The sequence below is a fragment of the Streptococcus parasanguinis genome (assembly GCF_964238605.1).
GTDB classification, from domain to species: domain Bacteria; phylum Bacillota; class Bacilli; order Lactobacillales; family Streptococcaceae; genus Streptococcus; species Streptococcus parasanguinis_AJ.
In genome coordinates, this window is record NZ_CAXSMM010000008.1 from 26,579 (window position 1) to 52,780 (window position 26,202).

At 41.7% G+C, this 26,202-nt stretch carries 21 protein-coding genes and 2 pseudogenes; 22 read left to right on the forward strand and 1 reads right to left on the reverse strand.

Annotated features, from left to right (window positions below):
* The first annotated feature begins 17 nt into the window (after nucleotides 1-17).
* From ccrZ to ACESR9_RS07115, 19 genes and pseudogenes are all read left to right on the forward strand, one after another.
* Nucleotides 18-812 carry a cell cycle regulator CcrZ gene (ccrZ, locus tag ACESR9_RS07025; protein WP_003003852.1) on the forward strand — a complete coding sequence of 265 codons (795 nt, stop codon included), beginning with the start codon at nucleotides 18-20 and terminating at the stop codon, nucleotides 810-812.
* The gene (gene trmB, locus ACESR9_RS07030) at nucleotides 809-1,444 is read left to right on the forward strand and encodes a tRNA (guanosine(46)-N7)-methyltransferase TrmB (RefSeq protein WP_373106181.1); all 636 of its coding nucleotides are present in this window, start codon (nucleotides 809-811) and stop codon (nucleotides 1,442-1,444) included. The genes ccrZ and trmB overlap by 4 nt, the downstream gene beginning before the upstream one ends.
* A gap of 97 nt (nucleotides 1,445-1,541) precedes the next feature.
* Nucleotides 1,542-2,021, forward strand: a complete 480-nt coding sequence (rimP, locus tag ACESR9_RS07035; RefSeq protein ID WP_021154518.1) for a ribosome maturation factor RimP — start codon at nucleotides 1,542-1,544, stop codon at nucleotides 2,019-2,021.
* A gap of 45 nt (nucleotides 2,022-2,066) precedes the next feature.
* Nucleotides 2,067-3,209, forward strand: a complete 1,143-nt coding sequence (gene nusA / locus ACESR9_RS07040; RefSeq protein WP_003010402.1) for a transcription termination factor NusA — start codon at nucleotides 2,067-2,069, stop codon at nucleotides 3,207-3,209.
* 14 nt (nucleotides 3,210-3,223) lie between these two features.
* Nucleotides 3,224-3,520 carry an RNase P modulator RnpM gene (rnpM, locus tag ACESR9_RS07045; RefSeq protein WP_003010401.1) on the forward strand — a complete coding sequence of 99 codons (297 nt, stop codon included), beginning with the start codon at nucleotides 3,224-3,226 and terminating at the stop codon, nucleotides 3,518-3,520.
* Nucleotides 3,513-3,812, forward strand: a complete 300-nt coding sequence (locus tag ACESR9_RS07050; RefSeq protein WP_003010399.1) for a YlxQ-related RNA-binding protein — start codon at nucleotides 3,513-3,515, stop codon at nucleotides 3,810-3,812. The genes rnpM and ACESR9_RS07050 overlap by 8 nt, the downstream gene beginning before the upstream one ends.
* A gap of 16 nt (nucleotides 3,813-3,828) precedes the next feature.
* Nucleotides 3,829-3,952: pseudogene (locus ACESR9_RS07055) on the forward strand (translation initiation factor IF-2 N-terminal domain-containing protein); the annotation flags it as partial.
* Between the two features lie 98 nt (nucleotides 3,953-4,050).
* Nucleotides 4,051-6,543, forward strand: a pseudogene (gene infB / locus ACESR9_RS07060) (translation initiation factor IF-2); the annotation flags it as partial.
* Nucleotides 6,544-6,615: 72 nt separating this feature from the next.
* On the forward strand, nucleotides 6,616-6,966 hold the full coding sequence (gene rbfA / locus ACESR9_RS07065; RefSeq protein WP_003003976.1) for a 30S ribosome-binding factor RbfA: 351 nt from the start codon (nucleotides 6,616-6,618) through the stop codon (nucleotides 6,964-6,966).
* 449 nt (nucleotides 6,967-7,415) lie between these two features.
* A complete protein-coding gene (locus tag ACESR9_RS07070; RefSeq protein WP_373106182.1) occupies nucleotides 7,416-9,047 on the forward strand; it encodes a Na/Pi cotransporter family protein in 1,632 nt (543 codons plus the stop codon).
* 153 nt (nucleotides 9,048-9,200) lie between these two features.
* Nucleotides 9,201-10,358, forward strand: a complete 1,158-nt coding sequence (nagA, locus tag ACESR9_RS07075) for an N-acetylglucosamine-6-phosphate deacetylase (protein WP_373106183.1) — start codon at nucleotides 9,201-9,203, stop codon at nucleotides 10,356-10,358.
* Between the two features lie 173 nt (nucleotides 10,359-10,531).
* A complete protein-coding gene (locus ACESR9_RS07080; RefSeq protein ID WP_023920264.1) occupies nucleotides 10,532-10,750 on the forward strand; it encodes a hypothetical protein in 219 nt (72 codons plus the stop codon).
* Nucleotides 10,747-11,589: an aldo/keto reductase gene (locus ACESR9_RS07085; RefSeq protein ID WP_373106184.1), complete on the forward strand. Its 843-nt coding sequence runs from the start codon at nucleotides 10,747-10,749 to the stop codon at nucleotides 11,587-11,589. Before ACESR9_RS07080 ends, ACESR9_RS07085 begins: the two co-directional genes overlap by 4 nt.
* 268 nt (nucleotides 11,590-11,857) lie before the next feature.
* A complete protein-coding gene (locus ACESR9_RS07090; RefSeq protein WP_373106185.1) occupies nucleotides 11,858-16,288 on the forward strand; it encodes a S8 family serine peptidase in 4,431 nt (1,476 codons plus the stop codon).
* A 327-nt stretch (nucleotides 16,289-16,615) separates the two neighbouring features.
* Nucleotides 16,616-16,987 (forward strand): GFA family protein, encoded by a 372-nt coding sequence (locus ACESR9_RS07095; protein WP_373106186.1) that lies wholly within the window; start codon nucleotides 16,616-16,618, stop codon nucleotides 16,985-16,987.
* A 211-nt stretch (nucleotides 16,988-17,198) separates the two neighbouring features.
* Nucleotides 17,199-18,116, forward strand: a complete 918-nt coding sequence (glyQ, locus tag ACESR9_RS07100; RefSeq protein WP_002886077.1) for a glycine--tRNA ligase subunit alpha — start codon at nucleotides 17,199-17,201, stop codon at nucleotides 18,114-18,116.
* A gap of 208 nt (nucleotides 18,117-18,324) precedes the next feature.
* On the forward strand, nucleotides 18,325-20,361 hold the full coding sequence (glyS, locus tag ACESR9_RS07105; RefSeq protein ID WP_373106187.1) for a glycine--tRNA ligase subunit beta: 2,037 nt from the start codon (nucleotides 18,325-18,327) through the stop codon (nucleotides 20,359-20,361).
* Nucleotides 20,362-20,394: 33 nt separating this feature from the next.
* Complete coding sequence (locus ACESR9_RS07110) at nucleotides 20,395-20,652, forward strand: DUF896 family protein (protein ID WP_003012632.1); 258 nt, start codon at nucleotides 20,395-20,397, stop codon at nucleotides 20,650-20,652.
* A 163-nt stretch (nucleotides 20,653-20,815) separates the two neighbouring features.
* The gene (locus ACESR9_RS07115; RefSeq protein WP_021154532.1) at nucleotides 20,816-22,198 is read left to right on the forward strand and encodes an amino acid permease; all 1,383 of its coding nucleotides are present in this window, start codon (nucleotides 20,816-20,818) and stop codon (nucleotides 22,196-22,198) included.
* 101 nt (nucleotides 22,199-22,299) lie between these two features.
* On the opposite strand, the gene ACESR9_RS07120 is transcribed toward ACESR9_RS07115, so the two are convergent.
* Nucleotides 22,300-22,479, reverse strand: a complete 180-nt coding sequence (locus tag ACESR9_RS07120; RefSeq protein ID WP_042759811.1) for a hypothetical protein — start codon at nucleotides 22,477-22,479, stop codon at nucleotides 22,300-22,302.
* A gap of 150 nt (nucleotides 22,480-22,629) precedes the next feature.
* Between ACESR9_RS07120 and rsmH the strand changes: the two genes are divergently transcribed.
* From rsmH to pbp2x, 3 genes are read left to right on the forward strand one after another with little or no spacing between them, the layout of a single operon-like run.
* On the forward strand, nucleotides 22,630-23,580 hold the full coding sequence (rsmH, locus tag ACESR9_RS07125; protein ID WP_155168414.1) for a 16S rRNA (cytosine(1402)-N(4))-methyltransferase RsmH: 951 nt from the start codon (nucleotides 22,630-22,632) through the stop codon (nucleotides 23,578-23,580).
* An 11-nt stretch (nucleotides 23,581-23,591) separates the two neighbouring features.
* On the forward strand, nucleotides 23,592-23,927 hold the full coding sequence (gene ftsL, locus ACESR9_RS07130; RefSeq protein WP_021154536.1) for a cell division protein FtsL: 336 nt from the start codon (nucleotides 23,592-23,594) through the stop codon (nucleotides 23,925-23,927).
* A complete protein-coding gene (pbp2x, locus tag ACESR9_RS07135; protein ID WP_009732319.1) occupies nucleotides 23,920-26,202 on the forward strand; it encodes a penicillin-binding protein PBP2X in 2,283 nt (760 codons plus the stop codon). The genes ftsL and pbp2x overlap by 8 nt, the downstream gene beginning before the upstream one ends.

A 26,202-nucleotide genomic window follows, 5' to 3' on the forward strand; every position in this document is an offset into this window, starting at 1 on the left:
TTTTTACGGAGGAAAAGATGGACTCGAATGAAAAAGAGCTAAGCCTCACCCCAATTCCTGGGAAGAGTGGGAAGGCCTACATGGGGACCTACCCAGATGGTGGGCGCGTTTTTGTAAAAATGAATACGACCCCAATCCTTGCGGGTCTAGCAAAAGAACAGATTGCTCCTCAATTGTTATGGAGTCGACGCTTGCCAGATGGAAATGTGATGAGTGCCCAAGAATGGTTGAATGGGGAAATTCTCACGCCAAATGGGATGTCGAAAAAACAAGTCGTCAATATTTTAACGAGATTGCACCGTTCTAGACCTTTGATGACTCAATTAAAAAAACTTGGCTATCCTGTGGAATCTCCATTAGAATTGCTCAATTCTTGGAGTAACCGGTTGCCAATTGCCCTACGTCAGAACCACTATATCCAATCAGTCGTAAAGAATTTACGTAAGACAGTGCCTGCCTTTCGGGAGGATTATGCGACGATCGTCCACGGAGATGTTCGTCATAGTAACTGGATTGAGACAGAGAGCGGCTTGATTTATCTAGTCGATTGGGACTCTGTTCGTTTGACAGACCGGATGTTGGATGTGGCGCATATCTTGAGTCACTATATCCCAGATTCTAATTGGCGCGATTGGTTAGGCTATTATGGCTACAAGTACAATCAAAAAGTATTTGATAAACTCTATTGGTTTGGTCAATACTCTTTCTTGTGCCAAATTGCTAAATACTATGAAAATAATGATTTAGAAAATGTCAATCGCGAGATCTATGCTCTGCGCAATTTCCGGTTGAAATATGGAAAGGAAATATGAGAGTTAGAAATCGCAAGGGAGCGACTGAATTATTAGAAGCGAATCCGCAATATGTGGTCCTAAATCCAGAAGATGCCAAGGGAAAGTGGCATAAAATTTTTGGGAATGACCATCCTATTCATATCGAAGTGGGCAGCGGGAAAGGGGCCTTTATTACTGGGATGGCCAAGGCCAATCCAGAGATCAACTACATCGGAATTGATATTCAAAAATCGGTCTTGAGTTATGCTTTAGATAAGGTCTTAGAAGCTGATGTTCCTAACATTAAATTGCTTTGGGTAGACGGAGATAGCTTGACCAACTATTTTGAAGATGGGGAAATTGATCAACTCTATCTGAATTTTTCAGATCCTTGGCCTAAGAAACGTCATGAGAAGCGTCGCTTGACTTACAAGACCTTCTTGGATACCTTCAAGCAAATTCTTCCAGAACATGGGGAGATTCACTTTAAAACAGATAATCGAGGTCTGTTTGAATACAGTTTGGTGAGCTTTTCACAGTATGGTATGATTTTGAAGGGAGTCTGGCTAGACCTTCATGCTAGTGATTTTGAGGGCAATGTCATGACGGAATATGAGAAAAAGTTCTCAAGTAAAGGACAGGTCATTTACCGTGTAGAAGCACAGTTTTAGCATATTCCTTGCAATCATTGGGGAATCGTGTTATAATACCTTAAATGAATAGAAAAGGAGAGGCGGGGAAATATCTTCGCCTCTTATCTATGAGGAGGTGGCAACCATCGCAACGATTGTTGACTTAGTAACAGAAGTGATTCAGCCAGCTATAAAAGAACCATTTGAATTGGTCGATGTTGAATATGGCAAAATGGGTGGTGACTACGTCTTAAGCATTTTCGTAGACAAACCAGAAGGGATCACACTGAATGATACAGCGGATTTGACAGAAATCATTAGCCCGCTATTGGATCAAATCAAACCAGATCCATTTCCAGAACAGTACTTTTTAGAAGTTACCAGTCCTGGCTTGGAGAGACCTTTGAAAACCAAGGAAGCACTCGAGGGAGCTGTTGGCAAGTATGTCAATATCAGCTTGTATAAGGCTGTTGAAAAGCAAAAGGTCTTTGAGGGGAACTTGGTAGGTTTTGAAGAGGATGTTTTGACCATTGAGTATATGGATAAAACACGAAAGAAAACTGTAGAAATTCCTTATAACCTTGTGTCCAAAGCAAGGTTGGCTGTAAAATTGTAACAGAATGAAAGAAAGGATGCCTTTATAAGTAGAGGCAAGAAAAACATGAGTAAAGAAATGCTAGAAGCCTTCCGCATTTTGGAAGAAGACAAAGGGATCAAAAAAGAAGATATCATTGAAGCCGTCACAGAATCATTGCGTTCAGCTTATCGCCGTCGTTATGGACAATCAGAAAGTGCAGCGATTGAATTCAATGAAAAAACTGGAGATTTCCGTGTTTATACGGTTCGTGAAGTGGTGGATGAAGTCTTTGATAGCCGTTTAGAAATCAGCTTGAAGGATGCCTTGGCCATTAGCTCTGCTTATGAGTTGGGGGATAAGATCAAGTTTGAAGAAGCACCAGCTGAATTTGGTCGTGTAGCAGCTCAATCTGCCAAACAAACGATCATGGAAAAAATGCGTAAGCAAACGCGCACCATCACCTATAACACTTATAAAGAGCATGAAAATGAAATCATGAGTGGAACGGTGGAGCGCTTTGACAATCGATTTATCTATGTCAATCTTGGTTCGATCGAAGCTCAATTGTCTAAGCAAGATCAAATTCCAGGAGAAGTGTTCCAATCTCATGACCGGATTGAAGTCTTTGTCTACAAGGTAGAAGATAATCCACGTGGTGTTAATGTCTTTGTTAGCCGAAGCCACCCTGAAATGATCAAACGTTTGATGGAACAAGAAATTCCTGAAGTTTATGATGGAACTGTTGAGATTATGAGTGTAGCGCGTGAAGCTGGAGATCGTACAAAAGTTGCGGTTCGTAGCCATAATCCAAACGTAGATGCGATTGGGACTATTGTTGGTCGTGGTGGATCGAATATTAAAAAGATTACCAGCAAGTTCCACCCAGCTCGATACGATCAAAAATTAGACCGTATGGTTCCGACAGAAGAAAATATCGATGTCATCGAGTGGGTTCCAGATCCAGCTGAATTTATCTACAATGCGATCGCTCCTGCAGAAGTGGACCAAGTTATTTTTGATGATGAAGATAGCAAACATGCTCTCGTTGTGGTTCCAGATAATAAACTATCTCTTGCCATCGGTCGTCGTGGTCAAAACGTTCGTTTGGCAGCTCATTTGACTGGTTACCGCATCGATATCAAATCTGCTAGTGAGTTCGAAGAAATGGAAGCAGCTCAAGAAACTTTTGAAGACCAAGTAGAAAGTGGCGAAGAGCAAGTCGATTAAGAGAGGGAGGGAACATGGTAAAAACAAGAAAAATCCCTTTAAGAAAATCTGTCGTTTCAAATGAAATTATTGATAAGCGCGATTTGCTCCGCATTGTCAAAAATAAAGAAGGACAAGTCTTTATCGATCCAACTGGCAAAGCCAATGGTCGAGGCGCTTACATCAAGCTAGACAATGAAGAAGCGGCACTTGCTAAGAAAAAGAAAGTTTTTAATCGTAGCTTTAATATGGAAGTGGAAGAAGCTTTCTATGATGAATTGATCGCTTATGTAGATCATAAGGTGAAGAGAAGAGAGTTAGGCCTTGAATAAGCAAAAGATAAGTAATTTGTTGGGCTTGGCGCAAAGAGCAGGAAAACTCATTTCTGGAGAAGAACTCGTGATCAAAGCAATCCAGGAAGAAAAAGCAAAATTAGTTTTTCTGGCAAATGATGCAGCTAGTAACCTGACAAAAAAGGTGACAGATAAGGGTCACTATTATGAGGTTCAAGTATCTACCGTGTTTTCAACACTAGAATTAAGCACTGCAATTGGACGTGCCCGTAAGGTCGTCGCTGTTGTAGATGCTGGATTTTCAAAGAAAATGAGGTCTCTTATGGAATAGAAGAGGAGGACAGCAATTGTCTAAGAAAAGATTATACGAAATTGCCAAAGAATTGGGCAAGGAAAGTAAGGAAGTCGTCACTCGAGCGAAAGAATTAGGTTTTGACGTCAAGAGTCATGCATCTAGTGTCGATACTGATGTTGCTGAAAAGTTGATCAAGAGCTTTTCAGCGAAAAAAGAAACAGTCGAAAAGAAAGTAGCAGAAGTGGCTGCCAAGACAACGGCTGTCGCAGAGAAAAAAGAAGCAGCGCCCGTCAAAAAAGAAGGAGCAACTGAGACAAAATCAGTAACGCCAGCTGCTAAACCAAAGAGTCGTAACTTTAAAGCGGAACGAGAAGCGCGTGCAAAAGAGCAGGCTGAACGTAGGAAACAACAAGACAATCGTCCAAAACGTGATCGCAAGGACAATCAGCGTCATGGTGACAACCGAAATCAACGACCACAAGAGCGAAATGAACAACGAAATCAAGGTTCTGAGCGTCGCAATAACCGACCAGATCAAAGACGTAGTGCACAACCCCAAGTGGCACCAAAAGTTGATTTCAAAGCGCGTGCAGCAGCACTGAAAGCTGAACAAAATGCTGAGTACGCACGTGGAAGTGAAGATCGCTACAAACAACAAGCTGCAAAAGCAGAACAAGAACGTCAACAGCGCCGGAAACGGGTAGAAGCACCAGAAGTGAAAGCACCTGTACAGGAGCCAGCTGTTGAGAACCATACAAAACCAGCTGTTGCTGCTGCTCCAGCTCAAGTCGATACACGTCGGAAGAAACAAGCGCGACCAGATAAGAAACGCGATGATTTTGATCGTGAAGAAGATGGTCCAAGAAAACAACAAAGGAATCGAAATAGTCAAAATCAAGTGAGAAATCAGAGAAATAGTAACTGGAATAACAATAAGAAAAATAAAAAAGGAAAGAACAACCGTAATGATGCTCCAAAACCAGTAACAGAGCGTAAATTCCATGAATTACCAAGTGAATTTGAGTATACGGATGGAATGACGGTTGCAGAAATCGCAAAACGCATCAAGCGTGAACCGGCTGAAATCGTCAAGAAGCTCTTTATGATGGGAGTCATGGCGACTCAAAACCAATCGCTGGATGGAGATACGATTGAGCTCTTGATGGTGGATTATGGAATTGAAGCCAAGAAAAAGGTTGAAGTGGACAATGCCGATATCGAACGCTTCTTCGTTGAAGATGGTTATTTGAATCCAGATGAGTTGGTAGAGCGTCCACCAGTTGTCACCATCATGGGACACGTTGACCACGGTAAAACAACCCTTTTGGATACCCTTCGTAATTCACGTGTAGCAACAGGTGAAGCGGGAGGAATCACTCAGCACATCGGGGCTTATCAAATCGTGGAAAATGGCAAGAAGATTACCTTCTTGGATACACCTGGACACGCGGCCTTTACTTCTATGCGGGCGCGTGGTGCATCTGTTACGGATATTACCATCTTGGTTGTAGCAGCAGATGACGGGGTGATGCCACAGACCATCGAAGCCATCAACCACTCAAAAGCTGCCAATGTTCCAATCATTGTGGCTATTAACAAGATCGATAAACCAGGCGCTAATCCAGAGCGTGTCATTGGTGAATTGGCAGAGCATGGAGTGATGTCAACTGCGTGGGGTGGCGATTCTGAGTTTGTAGAAATCTCAGCTAAGTTCAACCAAAATATCGATGAACTCTTGGAAACGGTCCTTCTTGTGGCTGAAATCCAAGAACTCAAAGCAGATCCAACTGTTCGTGCCATCGGTACTGTTATCGAAGCGCGCTTGGATAAAGGAAAAGGTGCGGTGGCAACCCTCCTTGTTCAACAAGGTACTTTGAATGTTCAAGACCCAATTGTTGTCGGAAATACCTTTGGACGTGTCCGTGCCATGACCAATGACCTTGGACGTCGTGTGAAGGTGGCAGGACCATCTACTCCAGTTTCTATCACTGGTTTGAATGAAGCGCCAATGGCGGGTGACCACTTCGCGGTTTATGAAGATGAAAAATCTGCGCGTGCAGCGGGTGAAGAACGTGCCAAACGTGCTCTGATGAAACAACGTCAAGCAACCAACCGCGTCAGCCTTGAAAATCTCTTTGATACCTTGAAGGCTGGGGAAGTGAAATCTGTTAATGTCATCATTAAAGCCGATGTACAAGGTTCGGTTGAAGCTCTTTCTGCTTCCCTTCAAAAGATTGAAGTAGAAGGTGTGAAAGTGACCATCGTTCACTCAGCAGTTGGTGCGATCAACGAATCAGACGTGACCCTTGCAGAAGCTTCAAATGCCTTCATCATCGGATTTAACGTCCGTCCTACTCCACAAGCACGTCAACAAGCTGAAGCTGACGAGGTGGAAATCCGTCTTCACTCAATTATCTACAAAGTGATTGAAGAAATGGAAGATGCCATGAAGGGTATGTTGGATCCTGAGTTCGAAGAGAAAGTCATCGGGGAAGCAGTTATTCGTGAAACCTTTAAGGTCTCTAAAGTGGGTACCATCGGTGGATTTATGGTCCTCAGTGGTAAGGTTACACGTGATTCCAAAGTACGTGTCATTCGTGACGGTGTCGTGATCTATGACGGAGCTCTTGCAAGCTTGAAACACTTCAAAGATGATGTCAAAGAGATCACAAATGGTCGTGAAGGTGGATTGATGATTGAAGGTTACAATGATATCAAGACAGATGATACCATCGAAGCCTACATCATGGAAGAAATTAAAAAATAAGATGCTGACTAGGAAAAAAGAGGGATCCCTCTGATTTCCTAGTTTTTAAACTCAGAGCAGAAAGGAGTTCCTATGGCAAGTCATTTTCGGACAGACCGAGTAGGGATGGAAATCAAGCGTGAAGTCAACGAGATTTTACAAAAGAAAGTCCGTGACCCGCGTGTTCAAGGCGTCACCATTACGGATGTTCAAATGCTAGGTGATTTGTCGATGGCCAAAGTGTATTATTCAATTATGAGTGATTTGGCTTCAGACAATCAAAAGGCTCAGACAGGCCTTGAAAAAGCAACAGGAACCATCAAGCGTGAATTAGGTCGGAATCTGAAATTGTACAAGATTCCAGATCTTACTTTTGTGAAAGACGAATCCATCGAATACGGGAATAAGATCGATGAGATGTTGCGCAATTTGAACAAAGACTAGAGAGGTTGGAAATTTTCCACGCCCAGATTGAAAGACAAAGTCTTCTTAGAAACTTTCCTTAGGTGAGTACGGACGTCAGCGAACTTCTTCGAAGTTCCATGACTAATTATTGAGCCTAAGGTCTCAATAATTCCGAGTACCTGAAACTATTAAGTTTCAGGTACTTTTCTCACGACGAAAAGTTTCAGTAGATGATTGAATCACTCTAACGAGTAACATTTCTTTTTATAGAATTTATTAGATTTATAAAAAAGAATAGTTTGTCTACAGTCTCGGGTTGGAAATTTCCAACCTCTTTTTTGGCTCTTAAAATGAGGAAAATAAAACAGAAAGAAAAAAACGGTTTCAAAAAATAATAGAAATTTACAGAAATCTCTTGTGTGATTGGAAATTATCCTTTACAATAGGAGAGGAGTTTTATTTCTGATCTCATATTTGGAGGAATGATCATGTCCATTAACTGGCAGGAAATTTTGTTTAACTTTTTGGGAGGGTTGGGTCTCTTTCTCTATAGTATTAAAACCATGGGAGAAGGACTGCAACAAGCTGCAGGGGACCGTCTTCGCTACTATATTGATAAATATACCAGCAATCCCTTTCTTGGAGTCTTAGTAGGGATTGTTGTGACAGCCCTTATTCAGTCTAGTACTGGGGTAACGGTGATTACCGTTGGTCTGGTCAGTGCGGGTCTCTTGACCCTGCGCCAAGCCATTGGAATCATCATGGGAGCTAATATTGGGACTACGGTCACCTCATTCATTATTGGGTTTAAACTGGGTACTTATGCCCTTCCAATTATGTTTCTTGGAACGGTCTTACTTTTCTTTACCAAGAATCGAATGGCTAATAATATTGGTCGGATTCTCTTTGGGGTTGGAGGAATTTTCTACGCTTTAAACCTGATTAGTGCGGGAATGAGCCCTTTAAAAGAATTGCCAGAATTTAGTCAGTATATGATCACCCTAGGGAAAAATCCAATTCTTGGTGTTTTAGCGGGAGCCATCATCACCGTTTTGATTCAAGCTTCTTCAGCTACCATTGGGATCCTACAAGGTTTATATTCAGGTGGTTTCTTAGATCTTCGTGGTTCGCTTCCTATCCTTTTTGGGGATAATATTGGAACGACCTTGACGGTTATCATTGCAGCTATGGGGGCCAATGTTTCTGCCAAGCGTGTTGCAGCAACCCACGTGCTCTTTAACTTGATCGGAACAATCCTTTGTTTGATCTTGTTAACACCTTTTACAGCCATGATTGAATACTTCCAAGGGCTCTTGCATTTGTCACCAGAAATGACGATTGCTTTTTCTCACGGTGCCTTCAACGTGACCAACACCATTATTCAATTCCCATTCATTGGAGCTTTGGCTTACTTTGTGACCAAGATGATTCCTGGTGAGGATGAGGTTGTCAAATATGAACCGCTCTACTTGGATGAAAACTTGATCACTCAAGCGCCTTCGATTGCTCTAGGAAATGCAAAAAAAGAGTTGCTTCATTTAGGTGGATATGCAGACAAAGCTTTTAATCTCTCTTATGATTATATTGTTCATCAAAATGAAAAAACAGCTGAAAAGGGACATAAGACAGAAGAAGCCATTAATACCATTGATGATGATTTGACTCGCTACTTGATTCGTTTGTCGAGTGAAGCCTTGAGTCCGAGAGAAAGTGAAGTTCTCACCAATATCTTAGATTCCTCACGGGATTTGGAGCGGATTGGAGATCACGCGGAAGCCTTGATCAATCTGACCGATTATTTAATTCGTAAGAAAGTCGTCTTTTCAGAAGCAGCCTTGGCTGAATTGGAAGATATTTACAACCAAACCCATCAATTTGTAGAGGATGCTTTGAAAGCCGTTGAGAACAATGATGTGAATCTTGCAAACCAATTGGTAGCACGTCACGAGGCAATTGAAAAGTTGGAGAAAAGACTTCGGAAAACCCATATTCGTCGTTTGAACCACGGTGAATGTACACCTCAAGCCGGAGTGAACTTTATTGATATCATTTCTCACTATACACGTGTTGCAGACCATGCCATGAATCTCGCTGAGAAAGTACAAATCGAGCAAATTTAATGAACGTCAAACAGAGTAAGTAGGAAGCTTACTCTGTTTTTTGTTGGAATCTATTCAAAAATAGGTCTAGACCATTTACAAATGGAAGTGAAAGCGTTATAATATGTATGAATATAAATGGAACACAGTTCCTACAATGGAAAGGACGATTTTATGTCTACATATATTAAAGCAGATCAATTTTATTACCCACATGGGGTTCGCCGTGGAGGTTATTTGGAGCTCGTCAATGGCAAGTTTGGAAAACATGTGGAAAGCTTACCAGAAGGTGCGGATGTATTGGATTATTCTGGTTACAGCATTGCGCCTGGCCTGGTGGATACCCATATTCACGGTTTTGGTGGGGTAGATGTGATGGATAACAATATCGAAGGCACTCTCCATACCATGAGTGAAGGGCTCTTGAGTACAGGGGTTACGAGCTTTTTGCCTACGACCCTTACTTCCTCTTACGAACAACTTTTGGCAGTAACTGAAAATATCGGTGCACGATACAAAGAAGCAACAGGAGCTAAGATTCGCGGGATTTATTTTGAAGGACCTTATTTTACAGAAAAATACAAGGGAGCTCAAAACCCATCTTATATGAAGGATCCAAGTATGGAAGAATTCAGGGCTTGGCAAAAAGCTGCCAATGGTCTGTTGAATAAGATTGCCCTTGCTCCCGAGCGTGAAGGGGTAGAAGAATTTGTTCGGACTATTACAGGAGAAGGGGTGACTGTCGCTCTGGGCCACTCCAATGCTACTTTTGAAGAAGCTAAAAAAGCGGTTGATGCAGGAGCGAGTGTCTGGGTGCATGCCTATAATGGTATGCGTGGTTTGACTCACCGTGAACTCGGTATGGTTGGAGCTATGTATGAGTTGCCTCATACTACAGCAGAGTTGATCTGTGATGGTCATCACGTTGATCCGCTAGCTTGTGATATCCTGATGAAACAAAAAGGAAAAGAAAATGTTGCCTTGATTACGGACTGTATGACAGCTGGGGGCTTAGAAGACGGGGACTACATGCTTGGGGAATTCCCAGTTGTGGTCGCTGAAGGGACTGCTCGCTTGAAATCAACTGGTAATTTAGCTGGCTCAATCTTAAAATTGAAAGATGGATTAAAAAATGTCGTAGAGTGGGGGATTGCCAACCCTTACGAAGCGGTGATGATGGCCAGTCTCAATCCGGCAAAATCAGTCCATATTGATGACGTTTGTGGTCAAATTCGAGAAGGTTATGATGCGGACTTCATCGTGCTTGACCAAAATTTGGATCTGGTTGCGACCTATCTCGATGGAGTTAAACGTTACCAAGCTGCCAACTAGATTCAAGAATTAAAGATAGAATACTTCCTCTCTAGGTCATACCTGGAGAGGTTTTTGTGATGTATTCATAGGGGGATCAGTATGTAGGATCTTTTTTTGTTTATCCATGGTAGTGCAATTTTGTGAATGCTGTCTTTTCATGCTATAATGGGAATTGAAATGTGAGGTAGCTTATGAAGGCAATTGATATACGTTTTTTATTGATGGGAATTTTTTTCTTGCTCTATGGTATTGTAAGAAAAAATATTTTTATTGTGATCGTTGGTGGGGCATTCTTAGTTTATAGTTTTTATAGCAAGAAGATGGAGCCAACCAAGAAGAATATTTTTAAACCAGAGCTCAAGCTTCGAGGGCCTAAGAAACCGAAATTGAAGAAAGGAAAGAAAAAATGAATCATTATCGTTTAAATAATGGGGTGGAGATTCCTGTATTGGGATTTGGAACTTGGAAAGCAGCGGATGGAGAAGAAGCCTATCAGGCTGTTTTAGCTGCTTTAAAAGCAGGTTACCGGCATATCGATACAGCTGCGATTTATCAAAATGAAGAGAGCGTTGGTCGGGCGATCAAGGATAGTGGTCTTAAACGCGAAGACTTGTTTATTACTACCAAACTTTGGAATACGAATCATACTTATGAAGATGCTCAAGCTGCTTTGGACGAGTCTCTTGAGAAACTGGGTTTGGACTATGTCGATCTTTATTTGATTCATTGGCCAAATCCAAAACCCCTTCGAGAAAATGATGCTTGGAAAGTGCGAAACGCTGAGATTTGGCGAGCCATGGAAGATATGCTAGCTGTTGGTAAGGTTCGGGCTATTGGCATTAGCAATTTTCTTCCCCATCATTTGGAAGCGCTCCTTGAAACAGCTCGGGTCATCCCAGCTGTGAACCAAATTCGTCTAGCACCTGGGGTTTACCAAAGCGAAGCCATTGCTGCAAGTCGCAAGCAGGGTATCTTACTAGAGGCTTGGGGACCTTTTGGCCAAGGGGAGTTGTTCCAAAATGAACAAGTAAAAGAAATGGCTGCCAAATATGGAAAGACCGTTGCTCAACTAGCCTTAGCTTGGAGTTTACAAGAAGGCTTCCTTCCATTGCCAAAATCGGTTACGCCTGAGCGGATTGCGAGTAATCTAAATTGCTTTGATTTTGAATTGGCGACAGATGATGTGGAACTCCTGCGCCATCTTCCGGTTGAAGCAGGTGCACCAGATCCGGACACCAAAGATTTTTAAAAGAGAATTTCTATTCATTAATGAAAACCGAGGACAGTTTCGTTCTCGGTTTTTAAAAACCTTTCAAATATGAAATAATTTTAAGAATCCAACAAAAACAGATGTTCTATAATATTTTCCCGGTCAACTTCAAAAATTTCCGAACGAAAATAAGTTAATAATTAGTAATATACGTAAATATTACAATTGTGTTACAATTCATTTTTGAATGAATTTTCAGATAATTTTGCGTTATAATAGTTACTATTAAAATAAAAGGGGAGTTTCTATGAATAGACAAGAGCGTTTTTCATTAAGGAAATACAAATTTGGTGTAGCCTCAGTTTTATTAGGGGCTGTTTTGGTATTTGGATCTGCACAAGCGAGTGCAGAAGAACAAACAGCGGGTCAAACGAGCGCTGGGACACAGCTTGTAGCAAACAGTCAACAGGCACCTGCTGAAGAAGAGCATTCACAAGCAACAGAAGCAAGTACAGCAGTTGCTAGTGAGAAAGTAGCAGTTGCAAATGAAGCAACAGTTGCTGAAAAGACAAGTCATACAACAGAAGCAGCTGTAGTTGAAAAAACAGAAGCTCCGAAAGAGGCAGCTGCTGTTCCAGAAACAAAACTGGAAGTAGCGGAAAAACCTGTAGAAAAATCTGTAGAAAAAGCGACAGAAGTGGCTACTGCGACAAGTTCGGAAACAACGAATCGCCATGAGGCAGCTGAAAAACCTCAAAGCATCGAAAGTGACGAGATTATTACTGTTCCACAAACCTGGAAGCAAGGCTACAAAGGGGAAGGGATGGTTGTCGCCGTCATTGATTCTGGCTTGGATGTGAACCACGAGGTTCTTCGGATTACCGATCCTTCTAAAGCTAAGTTTAAAAACCAAGAAGAAATCGAAGCTGCTAAGAAAGCAGCAGGAATTGATTATGGTAAATGGTACAACGACAAAGTTGTCTATGCTTATGACTATTTTGATGGTACTGACAATATTAAAGAGGCCGAAAGAGATTCTCACGGGATGCACGTTACAGGGATTGCGACAGGGAATCCTGATAAAGAAGCAGGAAACGGAGAAAAGATCTATGGTGTAGCACCAGAAGCTCAAGTTATGTTTATGCGTGTCTTCTCAGATCGTCAAAAAACAACGGGATCTGCTCTTTATGTAAAAGCAATTGATGATGCTGTGGCTCTTGGTGCAGATACTATCAACATGAGTCTTGGCTCTACGACTGGTTCTACGGTCAATGCGGATTCAGATATTGTGGATGCCATTAAACGAGCGCGCGCTAAAGGCGTATCTGTCTTAATTTCTGCAGGAAATAGCAATAGCTTTGGAAATGGTTACTCAAGACCTTCTGCTGAAAATCCAGATTATGGTTTGGTCGGAAATCCTTCAACAGTAGAGGACTCCATCTCTGTTGCCTCTATCAATAATAAAATCATTACCACAGAAGTTTTTGAAGTCAAAGGCCTTGAAGGAAATGCAGAATTAGATAACGGGAAATTTGACTATAGTAAATCTGCAACAGATACAGACTTTGAAAAAGGCAAAGAATATGAGTATGTATCTGTTGGTCTTGGGAAAGAAGATGATTTCAAAGATCTAGATCTTACTGGTAAATTAGCGCTTATTCAACGTGGAGAAATCCCATTCACAGAAAAAATTGCGAATGCCCTCCATCATGGTGCAGTAGGGGCTATGGTCTACAATAATGTGGAAGGATCAAACCTTGGAATGTCAATTGATGGGGATGCTAAGAAAATTCCATCTGTCTTCATTTCAAAACGCTATGGGGAAGCTCTTAAAGCTGGATCTTACAAAGTTGTCTTTAACAATACCATGGCCAACCGTCCATCTCCAGAAGCAGACCAATTGTCTGATTTCTCAAGCTGGGGTGTAACAACCGATGGTCAGTTGAAACCAGATGTCACAGCACCTGGTGGGAACATCTTCTCTTCTTTAAATGACAATACCTATGGGGATATGAGTGGTACTAGTATGGCCTCACCTCACGTAGCAGGTGTTGCAGCCTTGGTTAAAGAATACCTTGTGAAGCATCACCCAGAATTAACTCCAGAACAAGTTTCTGAAACAGTGAAAGCCTTGATCATGTCTACGGCTAAACCACACGTTAATAAAGAAACGGGTGCTTATACTTCTCCACGCCAACAAGGAGCAGGGGTTGTCGATACGGCAGCTGCCGTTTCAACTGACTTGTATGTGACCGGTGAAAACAACTACCCAAGTGTCACTCTTGGTAATGTTGGAGATAGCTTTACATTTGATGTTACGGTTCACAATATTTCAGATACCGATCGTACCTTGAAAATGTTGGTCAATACTGACACAGATGAAGTGAAAGATGGTAAATTTACCCTCCGTCCACGTAAATTAACTGAAACTGCCTGGCCTGAAGTAACGGTGAAAGCTCATAGTTCTGAAACAGTTACGGTGAAAGTTGACACAAGTAAATTTACAGAAGAATTGAGCAAAGAAATGCCAAATGGCTATTTCCTTGAAGGATTTGTTCGCTTTGTTGATCCGGCTGATGATGGAGATGTGGTCAGCTTGCCATTTATGGGCTTCAAGGGAGAATTCCAAAACCTTCCCGCTGTTGAAAAGCCAGTCTATGATTTGGTTCGTGAAGGAAAAGATGGATTCTACTACCATATTCCAAAAGATTTGAATATCTCTTCTAGTGCGAATGTTTCTGCGCTCGTCACTCAGCAAAATGACTTCCTTCTCACTCAAGGAAAACGAGATGGCCGTCGGATTACAGTCCTTGGTATTGACGAAAATGCAGAAGGAACACACACCCTTCAACTAGATGAAAACGGAAATGTTCGCATTGCCATTTCACCAAATGAAGATGGAAATAAAGATTTCGTCGAATACAAGACAGTTGCCCTTAGAAACATTGAAAACCTTCGTGCAACTGTTTATGCAGCAAGTGATACGGAACATAAAAATCCATTGTGGGAAGGAACCCCATCTGACCATCGTAAGAACTTCTTCAACGGTGACCAAAAGAACCCACGCAGCTACACATTAGATAATACTGCTTGGAATGGTATTGATGCGAATGGGAATGCAGTAGCAGATGGTCTATATGATTATGTCATCCGTTATACCCCAATGGTTCCTGGAGCTGAGGAGCAATCAACGACCTTCAAGGTTCGGGTTGATACTCAAAAACCAGTGATTACATCTGGCTATATTCGCTTTAAAGATGGAGCACAACAGTTTGTTGCACGTAAAGCCAAAGATGTTGGTGATGGTGGTATCTTAACTGAAAAACTCGTTTACGTGACTCCATTTGATGATCAGGGGACAATGGTCCAAACCAGTGAAGATAAGAATGGTACTCGTGCGCTTGAAAATTACCATGTGATCAAGGCCAATGCAGATGGTAGCTTCGATCTTCCTGAAAACATCGATAAGAAGAATATCTACTACTACGTAGAGGACTTTGCGGGGAATGTAGACTATGTTTCACTAGCTGATTTAGTTCGGGATCAAAATAGTGGTCGGGTTCAAATTGCTGTTCGTGACGCTAAAACGAACAAAGATTTGGATACTATGTATGTTTACCGAATCAAAGATAGCAATGGTCAATATGTATCAGTTGACAAGACAAAAGATTTTAACTTCTTAAACTTCGGTCATTACACTGCAGAAATCTTTACGTATGATCGTACGGAAGTGAAATTTGTCAGCAGCTTGACGCAAGAATTTGATTTGACAGAAGATAATAGTTTCCAAACGATCGCTTTTCTTGCCAATACTTTAGAATATGCACCAGTTAGCATCAGCTTTGATCAACCGGTTTCAAAAGCAGCTACGATCGTATTAAAAGGTGCTGAAGGTGAAAACTTTGTATTGCCTGCTGAAAAATATGGAAAAAATGGCTTTGGTAAATCTGTCGCAACTGGTCAATATACCTTAGTTGCAACCCTTCCTACAGGCTATGAACTAGCTGAGGAAGCACCAGTGATCTCAGTTGTCGCAGGGCGCAATAACAATTATCGTATTGGAGTGATCTCAAAAGTAGATCTCTTGGCTGCTTTGAACAACCAAGCAGATATTACAAAGACAGCTCAATACTTCAATGCGAGTGCGGCTAAGAAAGAAGCTTATGATCAAGCCTTGCAAGCTGCCCAAGCAGCCTTGACCAATAAGGTCAGTCAAGAGCAAGTCAACCAAGCTCTAGCTAGTCTTGAAGCTGCCAGCCAAGCTTTGGATGGGAAAGATTCAAACGTTGCGGCTTTGAAAGAAGCCATGCAAGCTTATGATGCTACGACTAAAACGGGTCGTTATGCTAATGCCAAAGAAAAAGTACGTCGAGACTACGACCGCGCTTTCCAAACAGTGGCCTTGCTTGCAGTTGATCCAACTGTGAAACAAGAACAAATCAATCAAGCACTTGCTGAGCTTAGCCGTGCGGAAGGAAAATTAAACGGGAAAGCAACTGATTTTTCAGGCCTTGAAAAATACATCAAGGAAGAATTGAAGTTCCAAGAAAAGAATGCTAAATTCATCTATGCTGGAAATAAAGAAAAAGAAGCTTACCTAGTGGCTTTCAAGGATGCACAAACCATCCTTTCAAATCCAGGAGCAAGCCAACAAGATGTAAAAGATGCTTTGACAGCCTTGAAAAATGCCAAGAAAAAACTTCATGGTAAAAAACCAAAAGCTGCAAGACGTCCATAAGAAAAACAAAATAGTTTGTTAGCCTAGAATCCATCTGAAACATTTGTTTCGGATGGATTTTTATTTACAAGTACCTAAAAGTTTGCTATAATACTAGTCAAGAAAGAAGGGCTTATGGCGTTTTTCTAGCGAGCTTGGGATAGTGAAAGCCAAGTAGAGCAAAATGAGCAGTGGCGCTTTCTATCAGCAAATAGCTGAAGACAAACAGATAAAATGAAGTAATAAATTAGGGTGGAACCGCGTTTCTGACGCCCCTAGTCGCAAGGCTTGGGTGTTGAAATTCGGTTCTTTTTGAATTCGTCTAATGCCTAAGTAGAAAGGAGTACAATGCTTAAAGGATCTTGTTTATGTAAAGCAGTGACCTACACTTTAGATGAGGAATTATCGGAATTAGTTTTTTGCCACTGCTCATTCTGTCGGAAAGCAACTGCGTCTGCCTATACAGTTAATGCTAAAGTTAGCAGTGAAAAGCTAGTATTGCATGGAAAAGAAAAGCTTGTTTCCTATAGTTCTTCTCCAGGAAAACAGCGTTATTACTGCCAGAACTGTCATAGTCAAATTTTCACTGTTCAAGAAAATATACCAGAGGTCTGTGCTTTGAAATTAGGTACAATAGATGAATGCGATCAGAATTTACAAACTATTCCCAAACGTCATATTTTTCAGGATCCAGCTTTTTCTTGGTTGCTTGATAAATAAACCTAAAAAGATAATATAAATTAAAGGAGTAAAACATGTCTAAAAAATTGACTTTCCACTGCGTCAGTGGCAGAGACCTCCTTACAGTCGGACTGCCTCACGCTCAGCACTAGGGTGCCTGAGCTAGACGCAGTACTAACTCGTCTTGCCTCGTATAATCGACGAGGCAGACTCGTGTCGCAAGAAATCATTTTTAATCAAGGAGTATTCAATGTCTAAGAAATTAACATTTCAAGAAATTATTTTGACTTTGCAACAATACTGGAATGACCAGGGTTGTATGCTTATGCAGGCTTATGATAATGAAAAGGGTGCGGGAACTATGAGTCCTTACACCTTTCTTCGTGCCATTGGTCCTGAGCCATGGAATGCGGCTTATGTAGAGCCATCTCGTCGTCCAGCTGATGGTCGTTATGGGGAAAATCCAAACCGTCTTTACCAACACCACCAATTCCAAGTGGTTATGAAACCTTCTCCATCAAACATCCAAGAACTTTACCTTGAGTCATTGGAAAAATTGGGCATCAATCCTTTGGAACACGATATTCGTTTCGTTGAAGATAACTGGGAAAACCCATCAACTGGTTCGGCTGGTCTTGGTTGGGAAGTTTGGCTTGACGGTATGGAAATCACTCAGTTCACCTACTTCCAACAAGTTGGTGGCTTGGCAACTGGTCCGGTAACTTCTGAGGTCACTTACGGATTGGAACGTTTGGCTTCTTACATCCAAGAAGTGGACTCCGTTTACGATATCGAGTGGGCTCCTGGAGTTAAATACGGAGAAATTTTCCTTCAACCAGAATACGAACACTCAAAATACAGCTTTGAAGTTTCAGATCAAGACATGCTTCTTGAAAACTTCGAAAAATTTGAAAAAGAAGCAGGACGTGCCTTGGAATTGGGTCTGGTTCACCCTGCCTATGACTATGTTTTGAAATGTTCACATACCTTCAACTTGCTTGATGCTCGTGGCGCTGTTTCTGTTACAGAACGTGCCGGCTACATTGCCCGTATTCGTAACTTGGCTCGCGTTGTAGCCAAGACATTCGTCGCAGAACGCAAGAAACTCGGCTACCCACTTCTCGATGAAGCCACACGCGCCAAACTCCTAGCAGAAGAGGAAGAATAAAAAGAGTATATTAAATAGGATTTGATTATAGAGGAATCCTACAGAACTAGTTGCCGCAGTGATAGAGGTATCGTTAGAGAAACTAACGATACCAGGCAAAATTGGAGATCTTAGGCTCCAATTTTAGCAATGAAACGACGCAGTCGGTTGCTTGCGTGCCAATCACATAAGGCAAACTGGAAAAAAAGATATTTTTCGGAGAAAAAACATGACAAAAAACTTACTAGTAGAACTTGGACTTGAAGAGTTGCCAGCCTACGTTGTCACACCAAGTGAAAAACAACTCGGTGAGAAAATGGCAGCCTTCTTGGATGACAACCGTCTTTCATACGAAAGCATTCAAACCTTTTCAACACCACGCCGTTTGGCAGTCCGTGTCATTGGCTTGGCTGATCAACAATCGGATTTGACTGAAGATTTTAAAGGACCTTCTAAGAAAATTGCCTTGGATGCTGATGGAAACTTCTCAAAAGCAGCGCAAGGATTTGTCCGTGGAAAAGGCTTGACCGTAGATGACATCGAATTCCGTGAAGTTAAGGGAGAAGAATACGTTTACGTGACGAAACATGAAGCTGGAAAACCTGCCAAAGAAGTCTTGGCTGGCGTTCCAGAAGTACTTGCTTCATTGACTTTCCCTGTCAGCATGCACTGGGCTAACAACACCTTTGAATACATTCGCCCAGTTCATACCTTGATTGTCCTTTTGGGTGATGAAGCGCTTGACCTCGATTTCTTGGATATCCATTCAGGTCGTGTGAGTCGCGGACACCGTTTCCTTGGACACGAAGTGGAAATTACCAATGCGGATTCGTACGAAGAAGACCTTCGTACCGTTTACGTCATTGCAGACAGCAAAGAACGTGAAAACATGATTCGTGAGCAAATCAAGGCTATCGAAGCAGAACAAGGTGTTCGAGTACAAATCGAAGAAGGACTTTTGAACGAAGTCTTGAACTTGGTGGAATACCCTACAGCCTTTATGGGAAGCTTTGACACTAAATATTTGGACGTTCCAGAAGAAGTCTTGGTGACCTCAATGGAAACCCATCAACGTTACTTTGTTGTACGTGACCTTGATGGTCAGCTGAAACCAAACTTCATCTCAGTCCGTAATGGGAACGCCGAGCACTTGGAAAATGTTGTTCGAGGAAATGAAAAAGTCTTGGTGGCACGTCTTGAAGACGGTGAATTCTTCTGGCGTGAAGACCAAAAACTTAAGATTGAAGACCTGGTTGCTAAATTGGCTAACGTGACCTTCCATGAAAAAATCGGTTCTCTCTCAGAACACATGGCGCGTGCTGGTGTTATTGCAGCATCACTAGCTGAGCAAGCTGGTTTGACTGCTGAAGAAAGGGCAGCCGTAGCTCGTGCAGCTGAAATCTACAAATTTGACCTCTTGACTGGTATGGTCGGAGAGTTCGATGAATTGCAAGGAATCATGGGTGAAAAATACGCCCTCCTTGCTGGTGAGGATCCTGCAGTAGCGACAGCTATCCGTGAGCACTACCTTCCTGATGCAGCAGATGGAGCCCTTCCAGAGACTAAGGTTGGTGCTATCCTTGCGCTTGCAGATAAATTAGATACCCTCCTTTCCTTCTTTTCTGTTGGCTTGATTCCATCAGGTTCCAATGACCCTTATGCACTTCGTCGTGCAACACAAGGGATTGTTCGTATCTTGGATGCCTTTGGTTGGCATATCCCTATGGATGAGTTGATTGACAGCCTTTACGGTCTGTCGTTTGATAGTCTTTCTTATGACAATCAAGCAGAAGTGCTCAACTTCATCAAGGCGCGTGTGGACAAGATGATGGGACGCACACCAAAAGATATCAAAGAAGCTGTTCTTGCTGGTTCAAACTTTGTCGTGGCTGATATGCTGGAAGCAGCTGAAGCTCTTTCAGAAGCTGCGAAGATGGATGGTTACAAGGCAGCTGTTGAATCCCTCTCACGTGCCTTCAACTTGGCAGAAAAAGCAGATGCTTCAGTAGCAGTCGATGCGAGTCTCTTTGAAAATGATCAAGAAAAAGCCTTGGCTCAAGCAGCAGAAAGTCTTGAATTGACAGGTTCAGCTAGCGACAAACTGGCTCAACTCTTTGCTCTTAGCCCGGTCATTGATGCTTTCTTTGACAATACCATGGTGATGGCAGAAGATGAGGCTGTTAAAAACAACCGTCTGGCCCTTCTTGCAGGTCTTGTAGCGAAAGCTAATGCTGTCGCAGCCTTTAATCAATTGAACACAAAATAATGACCTGATGACAGGTAGAAAGTAGGTTTTATTATGACACCTGAAAAAATTGCTCGGATCAATGAGCTGGCTAAAAAGAAAAAAACAGAAGGTTTGACTCCTGAAGAAGCAGTGGAACAAGCAAAACTTCGTGAAGAATACATTGAAGGTTATCGTCGCTCCGTTCGTCACCACATTGAAGGTATCAAAATTGTGGATGAAGAAGGTAACGATGTAACACCTGAGAAACTACGCCAAGTGCAACGGGAAAAAGGTTTGCATGGCCGTAGTCTCGATGACCCTAATTCATAAGCAAAAGAGTGCTGGAATAGACTCCAGCACTCTTTTGTATCTTTAAAATTCAGAATATTCTGGACCAGATTGACCAATTTTTAAAAACATGGTATAGTAGATTGTGTGAAAATTTGAAGTATACTTTTCTGAAAATGTACAGAAAAAGAATTGGAGTAATCATATGTCAAAAAAACATCATCCTAGTCAAGAAACCGAAAATGGGATGGTTCGTGGTCTGCAAAATCGGCATGTTCAGCTGATCGCTATTGCAGGAACCATCGGGACAGGACTCTTTCTTGGAGCCGGTCGTTCCCTTTCTTTGACAGGTCCCTCTATTATTTTAGTCTATATGCTGACTGGCGCCTTCATGTACTTGATGATGCGGGCGATCGGAGAAATGCTCTATATGGACCCTGATCAACACACCTTTATCAACTTTATCACCAAGTATCTAGGAAAAGGTTGGGGTTATTTTTCAGGATGGTCCTATTGGGTCTCCTTGGTATTTTTGGGAATGGCAGAGATCACCGCTGTTTCCAACTATGTCCAGCTTTGGTTTCCAAATTGGCCAGCCTGGCAGATTCAAATTATCTTTTTAGCGCTTTTAAGTTGTGTAAACTTGATCGCTGTGAAGGTTTTTGGAGAGGTTGAATTCTGGTTTGGAATGATCAAGATTGTCACTATTTTAGCCCTGATCGCAACAGGGATCTTTATGGTGACGACGAATTTTGAAACACCAGCTGGACACGCTAGCTTAACCAATATTACCAGTGGTTTTCAAATGTTTCCAAATGGTTGGGTCAAGTTCGTCATGGCCTTCCAAATGGTCTTCTTTGCTTATCAAGCGATCGAGTTTGTTGGAATTACTACTTCTGAAACAGCTAATCCCCGCCAAGTATTGCCAAAAGCCATTAAAGAAATTCCAATCCGAATTGTAATCTTTTATGTAGGGGCTTTGTTGGCGATTATGGCTATTTTCCCTTGGCAACAGCTTCCCGTCAATAAATCACCATTTGTAACGGTCTTTCAGATGGTTGGAATCAAGTGGGCAGCAGGATTGATTAATTTTGTTGTACTGACAGCTGCTGCATCTTCCTTGAATTCCACCCTCTATTCAACAGGGCGTCACTTGTACCAGATTGCAAAAGAAACACCAAACAGCAAAGTGATGAATCGTTTGAAACTGAATAGCTTATCTCGTATGGGGATTCCAAGTCGCGCGATTATTTTTTCTGCGATTGTGGTTGCTGTTTCTGCCTTTATCAATGTCTTGCCAGGTGTCTCAGATGCCTTTGCCTTGATTACGGCCTCTTCTTCTGGTGTCTACATTGCTATTTACATTTTGACCATGCTTGCCCATCTTAAGTACCGTAAATCGAAAGAATTTATGCCAGATGGTTTTGTCATGCCAGCCTATAAAGTGTTGAATCCATTGACCATTGTTTTCTTCCTCTTTGTATTCGTTTGTCTCTTCTTGCAAGAATCAACATACATTGGAGCGATTGGAGCAACCATCTGGATCATTCTTTTTGGGATTTACAGCAATTGGAAACATAGTAAATAAACCGCAAAACTCACCCTTAGGTGAGTTTTTATTTCAGAGCTAGTTTGCTTTTTTTAAGAAATTTCTTGGAGTGATTAAAAGAAAAACAGAGATGGAAGAAATTATTTTTCTTCCATCTCTGTTTTTTGTCCTTGAATGGCTTTTTTGAACCACCAAAGTGAACCGACTAGGATCAGGGCAGCAAGCCAAAAAATCCAAGCCTCAATAGTGGTTAGAAAAAAGTAGAGAGCGATAGCATCGACCAATAAAAGTGGGATGAGAATCTGTTTTCTTATTTTCATAAGAATATTGTATCATAAATTCTAGAGGAAACAAATGAAATCAAGCCTTTCTAAGTATTTTGTAGGATCTGAAAAGGTCCGATAGGGTTAGTTAGTGAATTTTCTTTCAGGAGTGCATCTTGGTCCCATTTGTGGTAAAATAGTAAAGATATGAGTAAAGAATTTCATCATGTAACGGTTTTGCTTCATGAAACGATCGATATGCTGGATGTTAAGCCAGATGGGATCTATGTAGACGCCACATTGGGTGGGGCAGGCCACAGCGAATATTTGTTAACAAAATTAAATGAATCGGGCCATCTTTATGCCTTTGACCAAGATCAGCATGCAATTGAGAATGCTAAGATTCGTTTAGCTCCATTCATCGAGAAAGGCATGGTGACCTTCATTAAGGATAACTTTCGTCATTTGAAGGAACGTCTAAACGAATTGGGTGTGACTGAAATTGATGGAATCTGTTATGACCTAGGTGTCTCTAGTCCTCAGTTAGATGAACGGGAACGCGGATTTTCTTACAAGAAAGATGCGCCGTTAGACATGCGGATGAATCAAGAAGCTTCCTTGACAGCCTATGAAGTCGTTAATAGCTACGATTACCATGATCTAGTCCGTATTTTTTTCAAATATGGAGAGGACAAATTTTCCAAGCAAATTGCGCGGAAAATTGAGCAAGCACGAGCAATTAAACCGATTGAAACGACGACTGAATTAGCAGAGGTTATTAAATCTGCTAAACCAGCTAAGGAGCTCAAGAAAAAGGGCCATCCTGCTAAACAGATTTTCCAAGCCATTCGTATCGAAGTCAATGATGAACTGGGAGCTGCAGATGAATCAATTCAGCAAGCCATGGATTTGTTGGCCCTCGATGGTCGTATTTCTGTGATTACCTTTCATTCGTTAGAGGATCGATTGACCAAACAATTGTTTAAAGAAGCTTCGACAGTTGAGGTTCCAAAGGGGCTTCCCTTTATTCCAGATGATTTGAAACCAAAGATGGAGTTGGTCAACCGGAAACCTATTTTGCCAAGTGAAGAAGAGCTTGAGGAAAATAATCGATCTCATTCAGCAAAATTACGGGTTGCTCGAAAAATACACAAGTAAGAGGAATTGATATGGCAGCAAGAAATGAGAGAACAAGAACACAGGTACTACAAGACCGCTTTCGCCGTTTCTCTAGAGTAGAAAAGGCTTTTTATGGGTCGATTGTCCTAACAGCTGTGATTTTAGCCATTAGTATCGTCTTTATGCAGACACGGATTTTACAAGTTCAAAGTGAATTGACTGATTTGAATACGGAACTAGAAGCCAAAAAGACGGAATTGGCAGATGTTCGTCAAGAGGTCAATGAATTAACACGTTATGACCGCTTATCACAGTTGGCTAGCTCCCAAGGAATGAAGCTGCAAAAAGAAAATCGAAAAACAGTGAGTGCAAGTAGTGATGAATAAATTCAAAAAATTTTTGATCGGGTATTCGATAAAGAAACGTCGCTTGCCGGATCAGAATCGAAAACAAGTTGGGAAAAATCTCAGTGTACTGGCGATTTTCCTCTTTTTTCTCTTTCTGATTAATTTTGCAATGATCATTGGGACTGACAAAAAATTTGGTGTGACCTTATCGGATCAAGCCAAAAAAGTCCATGAGCAGACGGTCATTGTTCCTGCAAAACGTGGAACGATCTATGATCGAAATGGAGCAGTAATTGCTGAAGATGCGACGACCTATAACGTTTATGCCATTATTGATAAAAAGTACAAATCAGCAACTGGGAAAATCCTCTATGTAGAAGAGAGCCAATTTAAAAAAGTAGCAGAAATCTTTAAGCAGTACTTAGGGATGGATGAGGATTACGTCATTCAACAGTTGTCGCAAAAGAAATTGAAACAGGTTTCTTTTGGCTCGAACGGAAACGGCATAACTTATAGTAATATGACAGCCATCCGTGAGGCCATGGAAGCGGCGAAGATTGAAGGGGTTGCCTTTACAACCAGTCCAAATCGAAGCTATAAAAATGGAGTTTTTGCTTCTCAATTTATAGGTCAGGCCTCTCTTCAAGAAGATAAAGAGGGGAATAAAACTCTGAAGGGGCAATCAGGGATGGAGAAATCCCTCGATCGTATTCTCGCTGGTCAAAATGGGGTTATCACCTATGACAAAGACCGAAACGGCAATATCGTTCCTGGTTCAGATAAGGTTTCTGTCAAAACAGAAGATGGAAAAGATGTCTATACGACCATTTCAGCAGAATTACAAACCTACCTTGAGACGCGAATGGATGTTTTCCAAGAAAAAGTAAAAGGAAAGTATGTTAGTGCGACTCTTGTGAGTGCAAAAACTGGAGAAATCCTGGCTACAACGCAACGTCCATCCTATAATGCGGATACCAAACAAGGGTTGGATCTGAAAAACTTGAAAACCTGGAATACCATCCTTTATCAAGATCAATATGAACCGGGTTCAACCATGAAGGTCATGTTATTAGCTTCGGCGATTGATCATGGAACTTTCCCAGCCTATAATGAAGTATACTACAGTAACGAACTACAAGTAAAAGATGCGACGATCCGTGACTGGGATGTCAATATGGGGCTGGCTGAAGGTCGCTATATGAATATCGCACAGGGCTTTGCTTACTCAAGTAACGTGGGGATGACTCGCTTAGAGCAAAAGATGGGAAATGCTGTCTGGATGGACTACCTAACCCGCTTTAAATTCGGTCTTCCGACCCGTTTTGGAATGGGAAATGAAGCTTACGGGGGTCTTCCAGGGGATAACTATGTCAGTCAGGCACAATCTGCCTTTGGTCAAGGGATTTCCGTCAGTCAAACCCAAATGTTACGGGCCTTTAGCGCCATCGCTAATGATGGGCAAATGTTGGAGCCGAAATTTATTAGTGCTATTTACGATAAAAAATCAGACACAGCCCGCAAATCAAAAAAAGAAGTTGTTGGAAAACCAGTTTCAGGATCAGCTGCGCAACAGACACGGAACTATATGATCACCGTCGGAACAGATCCAGAGTATGGAACCTTGTACAGCGATGGACCCATCATTCAGGTACCAGGTCAAAACGTTGCGGTGAAATCAGGGACTGCCCAAATGGCGACAGATCAAGGATACTTACAAGGAGAAAATGATTATATCAACTCGGTTGTAGCCATGACACCTGCAGAAGATCCTGAATTCATCATGTATGTGACGGTCCAACAACCAGAAGTGAAATTCTCAGCGACCAGCTGGGAAGAGCTGGTCAATCCTATTTTGGAAGATGCAGTTGCTTTAAAAGACGAATTGCATTTGACATCAGAGGCACCAACGTTGGATGGTGTGACCAAAGAAACGACCTACAAAATCCCTTCAGTAGAAACTCTCTCTAAGGAGTTGAATCTGAAACAAAATTTGAGCCCAGGTGCTTATTCAGAGGAATTGCGTCGCAATTTGGTGCAACCAATTGTCCTAGGAACCGGGAAAAATATCCGCAAAATGTCTGTGGATATAGGCTCTAAAGTCAAAGCCAATCAGCAAGTATTGTTATTGACAGAAGACTTTGATGCGGTTCCAGATATGTATGGTTGGACTAAGAAAAATGCAGACATCTTTGGAGAATGGACTGGAATTGAGATTACCTATAAAGGTAGTGGAAAGAAAGTAACTAAACAAAGTGTCAAAATGAACACCTCACTCAATAAAACTAAAAAGATTACGTTAACATTAGGAGACTAA